Here is a 10582-nt window from a genome sequence, read left to right on the forward strand (position 1 = left end):
AATTAACATAGGATTTTAACAAAATATGTCGAATACTGAAATATACAACTTAATTATAATAAATGCGAGGTATATTATGGAAGCTAAACCGGTTGAAATTCAGTTGAATCAAATAACATTCCAATTAAAAGAACATCACAATTTTGATTGGTTATTGAAATTAGGAACCGTATTTGCAGTTTTTGACCAGCAAGATTCAGGTAATGTAAGTTTTGGTGTAGAAAAAAATGGGCATAAGAAATTCATTAAATACGCAGGGGCACAAACAATTGCATATGAAGGAACAATGAAAGACGCTATTAAACGGTTAAGAAATTCAGTTTCCCTATACGAGGAATTAAAGCATGACTCGCTTATAAAACTAATTGAACATTTTCCAGTTCAATCTGGATATGTATTGATTTTCGATTGGTTTGATGGTGAATGTCTTCATTCGCACTGGAGTTTCCCGCCTCCTGAGAAATATAATAATCCAAACTCTCCATTTTATAAATTTAAGCATTTACCTGTTATGAAACGAATTCAATCCTTAAATTCCATTTTTTCTTTCCATACATATGTCGAAAAGAAAAACTATGTAGCGATAGATTTTTATGACGGTAGTATTTTATATGATTTTCATACAAATGAGACAAAAATTTGTGATATTGATTTATATTCTAAAAAACCATTTGTGAATAAAATGGGAAGATTATGGGGTTCCTCGCGTTTTATGTCTCCTGAAGAATTTGAGCTAAACGCTATGATTGATGCAAAAACAAATGTATTTAATATAGGTGCAATGGCTTTCGTAATTTTAGGGGGTGGAATAGATCGCTCCTTTACAAAATGGGAAGCAAGTAGGGATTTATATGAAATAGCGTATCGCGCTGTAAATGAAAACCGAACTGAACGATATGCATCAATTGAAGAATTTTATGAAGAATGGCTAAAAGTGGTAAATGCTGAAAAGATATAAACTTATAGTATTAAAAGCATAAAGTTTCTACTATAATCATGTATAATATATATGAAAAGGAAATTCAAAATAATGAGGCAAATATTATGGACTTTGTTTATATTAATCAAAACGTATTAAATAATCTTCTTTACATTTTAATTAGTATCTTTATTTTTTATTTTATATATGATAGCGGGCACTATTTGAAGAAATATAAAAAATTACTTATTATACTTTGTACGAGTATCCCTCTTATTTTATGTATGCGCTATCCTATCTATATGGATGAAAATTGCATTCATGATTTAAGACAAATACCAGTTATAATAGGTACACTTTATGGTGGCTTCCCTGTCGGTATCATATTGTTTGCTATTTTATTAATTACAAGATTTTCATTTTATGGATTTAGTATGTTAACAATACTAGTTTATGGCACAATGTTTATCATTACAGCATTCGCATCCGCAAAATTTAATACGTATAATAAAAAAATCAAAGTAGCTTATACAATGTTTTTAACATTTTTTCTAGGAATATTTACAACTGTAATTGTATTAACTTTATCAGATTTTGAAGTGAATAATTTGTACATTATTTATTTCATAATATTACCAACTACTTTAATGTTGTTTGTAGTTTATTTTAATGAAGTTTTAAAAGATGCAGTATGTATGCGATCGAAGTTAATTAAAATGGAAAAAATGGAAATTGTCAGTCAACTAGCTGCCAGTATATCGCACGAAGTAAGAAATCCCTTAACTGTTGTAAAAGGATTTACTCAACTTTTAAAAACACCAAATTTAACTCCAGAATCAAGAGACGAGTATATTAAGCATATACTTGAAGAATTACATCGTGCCCAAGGAATAATTGATGATTATTTAACGTTTGCCAAACCTGCTTCAGAAAAATTAGATGAGATTTCAGTAGAACAAGAGTTAAATCGAGTTATTAATATGATCTTACCTTTATGTAATATGAATACAATACATATTACAAAAGATTTCTCTACGGCAACAATAGTTGGAAATAAACAGCACTTTCAGCAATGTTTTTTAAACTTAATAAAAAATGGTATTGAAGCAATGCCTAATGGTGGCACTTTAAATATCTCCTCATCTATTAGTAATAATAAAGTTATAATACGAATTGAAGATAGCGGAATTGGTTTGTCACAAGAGCAAATAAATCGATTTGGCGAACCGTATTTTAGTACAAAAACGAAAGGTACAGGTTTAGGTACAATGGTTGCTGTTAAGATTATTGAAACGATGCAAGGTAGTTTAAAAATCCGAAGCGTTGTTAATAAAGGTACCACTTTGACAATTACATTCCCAAAATGTAATCAGAACTCATATGAGAACAAATAAAAAAGGAGCATAATTGCTCCTTTTTTATTTGTTTCGATACATAAGTATCTTTTATGTTTTTTTAGTTTACATTTGTGGAGACTAATTAGAAATTAGTACCCTCCGCCCCAGCAGCTGCATCCAACGATAATTAACAAAATAAATAACACAACTAATAAAGCGAAACCTCCACCAAAACCACAAGAACCACCGTAACTCATATTTTCTCCTCCTTTTGGTTTGAAAACTAATAGGTAGTTGATCATTTTAACTGGTTCGTATTATACATTATGTAAATATCCCTTTTTTGAGCATGTCTATATAAAAATAAGTAAAAGCACTCATTTGAGAGTGCTTTAAAATGGATACCAAAAGTTTTGAAATACATGTAATTTTAAATATACTGCAGCAATTAAAATAAAAACACCTACAAAGAAAGCAAAGAAATCCCTACTTTTTGCTTTCTTTGTATAAAACCACGTACGTGTATCTTTCTTTCCAAATCCCCTTAAATCCATTGCGTTTGAAACCGTATCGATTCTCTCTAGAGAATGAATAATTAAAGGCCAGAAAATTAAGACACGGTTTTTCATGCGAATCCATAAACTGGCTTCTCCTTTTTCAAAAGCTACTCCTCTCGCCTCTTGCGCATGTTTAATAACTTTATATTCGGACTGAATATCAGGTATATAACGTAATGCAATATTTATTGCATATGTAATCTTATAATGAATACGAAATTTACTTAAGCTACTCACGAATTCGCTTGAATCAGTCGTATAAATAAAAATAAGTGTGAATGGTAATAAAGTAAAATATTTTAATGACAGTGTAGCTGCATAAAATAATGTTTCATACGTAATTGTTGCATACCCAATATGCACAAACGAAGTATAGGATTCGGTTAATTCAGATCCATGGGTTGGTGTAATAAATAAAATCATGACAGAATTTAATAAACTAAATGTGAATATAACACTAAAAACAATAAAAATTTTACGAAATGGAATTTTGGCAACTAAAAGTCCGATACATCCAATCAAAAATACAACTAGCAATACACGAAAATCAAAAAATAAAAAAGTAAGCGTCATACAAAAAATAAATAACAACAATTTTACTGCTCCATCCATGCGATGAAAATATGTACTATACACCTTCCTCCCTCCTCTTAACATCAAAATAAAGTTCTATAAACCTTTCGGGATATGCAATCCCACTAAATTTAACTAGTTTGAATAATGAACTTTCCCTTAGATTCGCTCTTTGTAACGTTTCTGGATGCCCTAACACAATAGAAGCGGTATTATTCGCAATAATTTTCCCTTCATGTAAAACTATCGCTCTGTCTGTATATTCCAATGCGAGATTCATATCGTGTGTGATCAAAATAAACGATATTCTCTTTGCAGCTAATTTTCTAATAAACGACATAAATTGTTTATAATGATAATAATCTTGTCCCGCTGTCGGTTCATCTAATATGATAAGTTTCGGATTTGTTGTTAGTACAGATGCAATCGTTAATCTCTTTTTTTGTCCATAACTTAACGCCTGAATTGGCCAATTTCGAAATGGATACAAACCACAAACTTTTAACGCTTCTTCCGCTCTAAGCTTAATTTCTTCCTTTGAAATTTTTTTTAATTTTAATGAAAACGAAACCTCTTCCATAACAGTAGGTTGAGTAATCATATGATTAGGATTTTGCATCACATAAGATATAACCTCACCGCGTTTACGAATAGACCAAGAATTAATATTTACTCCATCAATTAAAATCCTATCATTCTTTGTTTTGTTTATCCCTATAAGACTATGAGCTAATGTTGATTTTCCAGCTCCATTATGGCCTAAAAGTGCTACTATTTCCCCTTTATATATAGAGAAATTCACATTATCTAATACTTTTTGTTTATTAGAATATGAGAATGACAAGTTCTCTACTTTCAATAATTCTTTTTTTGTAGGAGTGTCTTTACAAAAAACTTGCTTCTCCATCCACTCATTTATTACGCTACTAACACTTTCCCTATGAAGATTTTCAAGTGGGTATATTACGTCATTATTACTATCAAAATGTAATCTCTTTAATACTTCTATATACATAGGTTCTCTTAAGCCTATAGATGGTAATATATTTGACGCTAAAATCTTTTCAGGTGTCCCAATCGCAACAATTTCACCTTCATCAATTAAAATGATTTTATCTAAATCCAGGTTTAACATTTCTTCTATTCGATGTTCAATAATTACAATTGTTTTATTATATTGTTTATGTATATCTTTAATTAGTTGTATTGTATGTATGGCGCTTAGCGGATCTAAATTTGCTAACGGTTCATCGAACAATAATATATCAGCATTTGTTGTTAACAGACCTGCTAGAGAAACAGTTTGTTTTTGCCCTCCTGATAATTCATGTGGACTTTGTTTATGAAAAGTATGCATCTTCACCTTTTTTAATGAATCCGAAACAATCTTTTTCATATCAACTTGATTTACACATTCGTTTTCTAAATAAAAAGCTACATCTTCTTCTACTGTAAGACCAATAAATTGTGCATCTTGATCTTGCAAAATTGTTCCAACCTGTTTACTCTGTTCAAAAACACTTCCTTTCCTCGGATCTTTTCCGTCAATTAAAATAGTACCAGTACTAGTCCCTTCATAAGAAAATGGGATTAGCCCATTCATACAATGAGCTAACGTTGACTTCCCTGAACCACTACGTCCAGCAACTAGTACTTTTTCTCCAGGATATATATGAAACGTAATGTCTTTTACAGTAGGCTGTGCTGCATGTTCATATTGAAAGCTGAATTGTTCAAAAGAAATAATTGGTTGCATGTTAACATCCCTACTTTTCAATTTTTAAATGTGTATGTTTCTTATTAGATTTCGCTAAACCAATTGTAATTGGCAATCCAAGAACTAAAAACACAATAACATCAGCAATTGTTGCTCCTAATACTTGTATAACAATTTTGTCAAACGGTTCTCCCATCACAATAATATCGAATGCCCCAGCAAATATAATTGCAATGACAATACCAATTAACCCAGTAATGGCTAAATTAGAAATATCACCCTTATTATACGTCCCGTTTTTCACACTAAAGCCAACTCGTTTTTGAATGAGACCCATTGCAAGGCCGATAATTCCTGAACTAATAACCCACCCCCACCAAATACCCCATCCAGCGATTGTATCTGTTACGGTATGACCGATAAGTCCTATTAATAGTCCTGCCACTGGACCAAATAAAGCTCCAAAAACAGTTAATATAGCTAATGCAGGTTTAATAAATGTATTTGGTGCAATAGAAAACCCCCAAAGTCCTAATATCCCGTATAAAGCCGATCCAATTCCAATTGCTACTACTAATTTTGTTGATAATTTGTTCATTTCAATTCCCCTCTCATATTAGTCAACTTTTATTACTCTATATTTATTTTGAAAATGAATTATGCATCGACACTTCCTTTCTATACAACAAAAAATGACCTCTTACATAAGAGGTCATTTTCTTTCACGTTCAAGAATCCTCTTATCTTCCAAAAAACACATCGTGTTCTCTGCGGAATTAGCACCTTCCTATAAATGTACATAGGGGTTGCTGAGGTTTCATAGGGCCGTTCCCTCCACCTCTCTGGATAAGTATTAATTTGTAATTCGTATTATGGCACTAAGAAGTATAAATTTCAATACTTTTCTAATTATTTTTATTTTTTATTTAACGGTACATTTAAATCATTGTATTCTTATCGGAATTATGAAATAATAAATTCAAAATAGTTACGGGAGGAATGTACGATGAAAGTAATTGGTTTAATTGGTGGACTAAGTTGGGAATCTACATCGTTATACTATAAACATATTAATACACTTACACTCTCTCAATATGATCAAAATGCAAAGCTTGTTTTATATAGCATGGACTTTGATGAGGTAACTACTTTATTACAAAATCATCAGTATGAAGAAGTGAAAAACGAATTAGTCACAGTTGCAAAAAAGGTTGAAAAATCTGGAGCTGAATTTTTATTAATGTGTTCCAATACGGTCCATTTATTTGCTGAAGAAGTAGAAAGTGCAATATCCATCCCGCTTCTTCACATTGGTGATGTAAGTGCTAAAGAAATGGTAGAACAGAATATACAGCGTATTGGACTATTGGGTACGAAACAAACGATGGAACAAGACTTCTATAAATCACGTCTAGCAAATTATAACATTGAGACAATCATCCCAAATAAAGAGGAAAGAAATTTTATTCATCATGTTATTTTAAATGAATTAAGTAAAGGAATTATTTCAGAAACATCAAAAGAAAAACTATTACAAATTACAAAATCATTAATTCAAAATGGCGCAGAAGGAATATTACTAGGATGTACTGAAATTCCTTTGCTTATTTCCCAAAACGACCTTACTGTACCTGTTTTTGATACTGCTTTTTTACACGCAAATACTGCTGTGCAGTTTGCGGGATAATAATATACAAGCATAAAGATTGAACCTCTATGCTTGTATATTGTTGACACTATTTATTTAAAAGAGATTCAATAACTGCAATTGCTTTTTTGGAACCCCCACATTCTAAAAAACTATCGTTAAGTTTTCGTATACCATGTTTATACTTTTCATTTGAAAGTACATCTGTTACTGCTTCTTTCAAAGTTTGCATATTAACATGTTCTTTCAATAACCAATGTGCTGCTTCAAGCTCAGTTAATCTTTGTGCTATCATTGGCTGATCTTTATCATGTGGAATTATGACAAATGGGACATTAAAATAAATGGCATCGTGAACGCTATTCATACCGCCATGTGTAATAAAAACATCTGCTTCACTTAATATTTCTGATTGGGGTACGTATGAAGAAATTATAAAATTATTTGGCGCTTTTTTAATTTTAGAACGATCATTTCTATCACCAATTGTCATTATAACTAACCCATCAAAATCTGAGAAAGCATCAATACATGTATTAAAGAATGGTTCGAGTCCTTCAAGTAGTGTTCCCATTGAAATGTAAATCACTTTCTTATCTTTAAGCAATTCAAGTGGAAACTCTACATTTGTTTTACGCTTTGAAATACTCGGCCCAATAAAAATGTTATTTTCTCCGAATGAATCGCTATTAGGTTGAAAATAACGACTTGTGTACACGAGAGAAATATCTCCCTTATTATGCATAAATTGAAGATTATTTTTAGGCTTTACGCCAAATTTATGTTCCATTTGATATAGTAATTGGCCGGAAAGCTCATCGGGTTGGAATTGTATTTCTGCATTTGGATGAAAAGGTAAAGTCTCTAAAATTTCTGGAGGAATTAAAAATATAGGAGAAGAAACTACACCTGGAATTTGTAAATACTCCTTTACTAACTCTCCAGCACCAAATATATCATAAATTACGAAATCAAAATTTATGCTTTCATATAATTTTTTCGTAATTTCTAATATATATAAAGAAGTTTGAACATGTACATGAAAGAAAGAATTCAACCCATATGAAGTTTCAGTATCAATAGAAATCTCCTTTAATAAATCTGGATGGGTATAAACGGTAGCTCCCAAATCTTCAATTCTGCCTTTAAAGTGTTCTGTTGTAATATAATGTACGTGATCCCCCCGTTCAGTAAAGGCTTTGACTAAACTTAATGTAGGATTTACATGTCCCTCTGCCGGAAAGTTAACCACTAAAATATTTAGCACTTATTTCTCACTCCTTACATTTAAATGCTCTTATTAATCATACTGTAATTATTACAGTCAATCTTCCCCTAATAGTCCTAATATACTTACTGCTTTAGATTGATAAATAATTGTCAGTTAATAAATTAAAAAAGGCATCTACATAAGTAGATGCCTAACCGTGATAAGGAGTGTTCTGTGAGGTTAGAAAAAGCTTTTCAGCTTGTCCTATGCTATCAATATATGATTTAATTTATAAAATGTGAATAATTGATAGCATAATTTTATTCCTCACTATCACCCATTTTGAATCTATCCCTATATGAAAATGCATCTAGTTTCTATAACATTTCATATGTTTTAATCCTCTTTAGAACTATCTATTTTTATCGTTTCTCCAGTCAATCACTTATTTTTCAATTCGAAATAAGCATCTAATATTTCTTTTCCAATATCAGAGTTAATACCAGATTTATCATTAATAACCCATGGCACAACTACAGAGAATGCTATTTCTGGATTATCATATGGCGCATATCCTGCTAATGTTAAATTATAACATTCTCTTCGCTCACCTTTTTCATTTCTTCCAATATCACTTTCTCCACCGTATACTGTCTGTGCTGTCCCTGTTTTTCCCGCTGGTTTATACGGTGCTTTTTGGAATGTCTTTACTCCAGTCCCATCACCTTCTTGGAAAACTCTTCTAAATCCTTCCTTTACTTGATTTATATATTCCTCTTTCATATCTATTTTATTTAAAACGATTGGTTCTACTGAATGCACCACTTTACCAATCTCATCTTTTTGAGCGGTTTGCTCTCTAACCTCTTGAACAATCTGTGGCTTCATTCGATATCCACCGTTTGCAATTGTTGAAATATACTGTACAAGCTGAAGCGGTGTATACGTGTCATACTGGCCAATTGAGTAGTCTAATAAGAAACCTGGTTGGTTATCTTTTTTACCAATTTGTCCAGCTGTTTCATTCGGTAAATCGATGCCTGTTGGAACACCTAATCCAAATTGCCTGAAATAATATCTCATTTTATCAAAGTATTCCTGTTTAATATTTAATGAACTATTTTTCACATAATCCACACCTGCGATTTTTAATGCTGTATTAAACATATAAACGTTTGAAGAAACTTGTAACGCTCTTAAATCGTCAATATTTCCAAATTCTTTCCAAGACTTCTTCTCCTTAGTACCTTTAAACTTCATAGGTGCATCATAAAAATAAGTACCTGGTGTTATAGCTTTCGTTTCAAATCCAGTTAAAACTGTCGCACCTTTAACTGTTGACCCCAGCTCGTATGAACTAGTCATTGTGCCTAATGCATAGTCTTCAACTTCTGTTTTTCCGTCTTTTTCTACAAGTCTTTTCCCAGCCATTGATAAGACTTGTCCGTTTTTCGGATTCATCATTACAACGAAAGCACGGTCCAACATGGATTCCGAGCCTTTATATGCCTTTAATATTTTTTCAATACTTTCTTCTACTTTTTTCTGCAATTTCATATCTATTGTTAAAGTTAAGTTCTTCCCGCTCTTTCCCTCAGAAACTGTTTCGGTTCTAATTGTATTCCCTTGTTTATCAGCAACGCTTCTTACTTCTTTTTTTGTACCATGAAGTACATCTTCGTATTGCTGCTCGATATAACTTTTTCCAACCCTATCATTTCGACTATAATCACGTACCAAATAGTAATCTAATCGTTCACTCGGTAATCCTTCATCGGCATTAGAAACATTTCCAAGAACGGATCGGAATAATCCATCATTTACATACACTCTCTCCCAATCAATAGATACGTCTACACCTGGGAAATTCGCTAAACCTTCACTAATTATAGTAAATTCCTTTTCACTAACATCTTTTTTAATAATTTGAGGAGCCATTTGATAACCTGAAGTCATCTTACTTTTAATAGCTAACACTTTTATATCTTTATCTGTTAATTCCTGAAGATTTTTATCTGTAACTCGTTTTCTTTTTAACTCTTCAATTTTTTTATCTAGCTTCTTGCCGCTTATATCCTTCTCTCTAAATGTATCTATTTCTTTTTTAGATACTAGATTTTCAGCAAGTTTCGGATTTAATTGCATCCAAAAATCCTTCATATCTGTCTCAGTTAACTTAACTATATCTTCTTGTGGCATTTCAATTATGTCTGCAAGTTGTCTTGCCGTTTTTAAAATATCTTCTGATTTTACGCCTTTCATCTTTGTATACGTGATTGTACGTAAAGATGTATTATCAACAACTGGATTCCCTTCTCGATCAAATATTTTTCCACGTGGGACGGAAAGACTCACAGTTGCATTTTCTCTTTTTTCTACTTCATTTTTATAAGTCTCTCCATCGACAATTTGCACTTTACCTAACCTTACAATCATTGTAGAAAATAATAAAAATACACAAAGAAATAAAATATTTAAACGCGTCGGTATTGCTCTACCTATTTTCACTTCTTGCTTTTTCACCTTGTCATAATCTCCTCCTTACAGTAATTCTAGTAATAATCGATTCTATATACTTAATAGAAATTAAAACAAAGGTTAAGAAAAGGTAAAGTTTAATA

At 31.5% G+C, this 10582-nt stretch carries 9 protein-coding genes and 1 riboswitch; of the genes, 3 read left to right on the forward strand and 6 right to left on the reverse strand.

Annotation, left to right across the window (positions count from 1 at the left end; genetic code table 11):
* Nucleotides 1-76 precede the first annotated feature (76 nt).
* A complete protein-coding gene (locus tag DN390_RS30010) occupies nucleotides 77-958 on the forward strand; it encodes a protein kinase domain-containing protein (protein WP_147809311.1) in 882 nt (293 codons plus the stop codon).
* Between the two features lie 86 nt (nucleotides 959-1044).
* Nucleotides 1045-2313, forward strand: a complete 1269-nt coding sequence (locus DN390_RS30015) for a sensor histidine kinase (protein ID WP_147809312.1) — start codon at nucleotides 1045-1047, stop codon at nucleotides 2311-2313.
* Between the two features lie 92 nt (nucleotides 2314-2405).
* On the opposite strand, the gene DN390_RS30020 is transcribed toward DN390_RS30015, so the two are convergent.
* The 4 genes from DN390_RS30020 to DN390_RS30035 all read right to left on the reverse strand — a co-directional run bounded on the left by DN390_RS30020 (nucleotide 2406) and on the right by DN390_RS30035 (nucleotide 5701).
* Nucleotides 2406-2513, reverse strand: a complete 108-nt coding sequence (locus DN390_RS30020) for a YjcZ family sporulation protein (RefSeq protein WP_000120182.1) — start codon at nucleotides 2511-2513, stop codon at nucleotides 2406-2408.
* A 135-nt stretch (nucleotides 2514-2648) separates the two neighbouring features.
* Nucleotides 2649-3449, reverse strand: coding sequence for an energy-coupling factor transporter transmembrane component T family protein (locus tag DN390_RS30025; protein WP_147809313.1), 801 nt, complete (start codon nucleotides 3447-3449; stop codon nucleotides 2649-2651).
* Nucleotides 3442-5142, reverse strand: coding sequence for an ABC transporter ATP-binding protein (locus DN390_RS30030; protein ID WP_147809314.1), 1701 nt, complete (start codon nucleotides 5140-5142; stop codon nucleotides 3442-3444). Before DN390_RS30030 ends, DN390_RS30025 begins: the two co-directional genes overlap by 8 nt.
* Nucleotides 5143-5152: 10 nt before the next feature.
* A complete protein-coding gene (locus DN390_RS30035; RefSeq protein ID WP_147809315.1) occupies nucleotides 5153-5701 on the reverse strand; it encodes an ECF-type riboflavin transporter substrate-binding protein in 549 nt (182 codons plus the stop codon).
* A 139-nt stretch (nucleotides 5702-5840) separates the two neighbouring features.
* Nucleotides 5841-5956: riboswitch (SAM riboswitch) on the reverse strand.
* Nucleotides 5957-6109: 153 nt separating this feature from the next.
* Between DN390_RS30035 and DN390_RS30040 the strand changes: the two genes are divergently transcribed.
* The gene (locus tag DN390_RS30040) at nucleotides 6110-6790 is read left to right on the forward strand and encodes an aspartate/glutamate racemase family protein (RefSeq protein ID WP_147809316.1); all 681 of its coding nucleotides are present in this window, start codon (nucleotides 6110-6112) and stop codon (nucleotides 6788-6790) included.
* 49 nt (nucleotides 6791-6839) lie between these two features.
* Here the strand turns inward: DN390_RS30040 and DN390_RS30045 are convergent, their stop codons facing one another.
* Nucleotides 6840-8018 carry a macrolide family glycosyltransferase gene (locus DN390_RS30045; protein ID WP_147809317.1) on the reverse strand — a complete coding sequence of 393 codons (1179 nt, stop codon included), beginning with the start codon at nucleotides 8016-8018 and terminating at the stop codon, nucleotides 6840-6842.
* Between the two features lie 384 nt (nucleotides 8019-8402).
* The gene (locus DN390_RS30050) at nucleotides 8403-10484 is read right to left on the reverse strand and encodes a peptidoglycan D,D-transpeptidase FtsI family protein (protein WP_147809318.1); all 2082 of its coding nucleotides are present in this window, start codon (nucleotides 10482-10484) and stop codon (nucleotides 8403-8405) included.
* Between the last annotated feature and the right edge of the window lie 98 nt (nucleotides 10485-10582).

The sequence above is a fragment of the Bacillus sp. SH7-1 genome, assembly GCF_008042405.1.
In the GTDB taxonomy this organism is placed as follows: Bacteria; Bacillota; Bacilli; order Bacillales; family Bacillaceae_G; genus Bacillus_A; species Bacillus_A thuringiensis_N.

Excerpts from the sequence above, each read along its gene's own strand:
- DN390_RS30010 (WP_147809311.1), top strand. The coding sequence starts at position 77 with ATGGAAGCTAAACCGGTTGAAATTCAGTTGAATCAAATAACATTCCAA.
- DN390_RS30015 (WP_147809312.1), top strand. The coding sequence starts at position 1,045 with ATGGACTTTGTTTATATTAATCAAAACGTATTAAATAATCTTCTTTAC.
- DN390_RS30020 (WP_000120182.1), bottom strand. The coding sequence starts at position 2,513 with ATGAGTTACGGTGGTTCTTGTGGTTTTGGTGGAGGTTTCGCTTTATTA.
- DN390_RS30030 (WP_147809314.1), bottom strand. The coding sequence starts at position 5,142 with ATGCAACCAATTATTTCTTTTGAACAATTCAGCTTTCAATATGAACAT.
- DN390_RS30035 (WP_147809315.1), bottom strand. The coding sequence starts at position 5,701 with ATGAACAAATTATCAACAAAATTAGTAGTAGCAATTGGAATTGGATCG.
- DN390_RS30040 (WP_147809316.1), top strand. The coding sequence starts at position 6,110 with ATGAAAGTAATTGGTTTAATTGGTGGACTAAGTTGGGAATCTACATCG.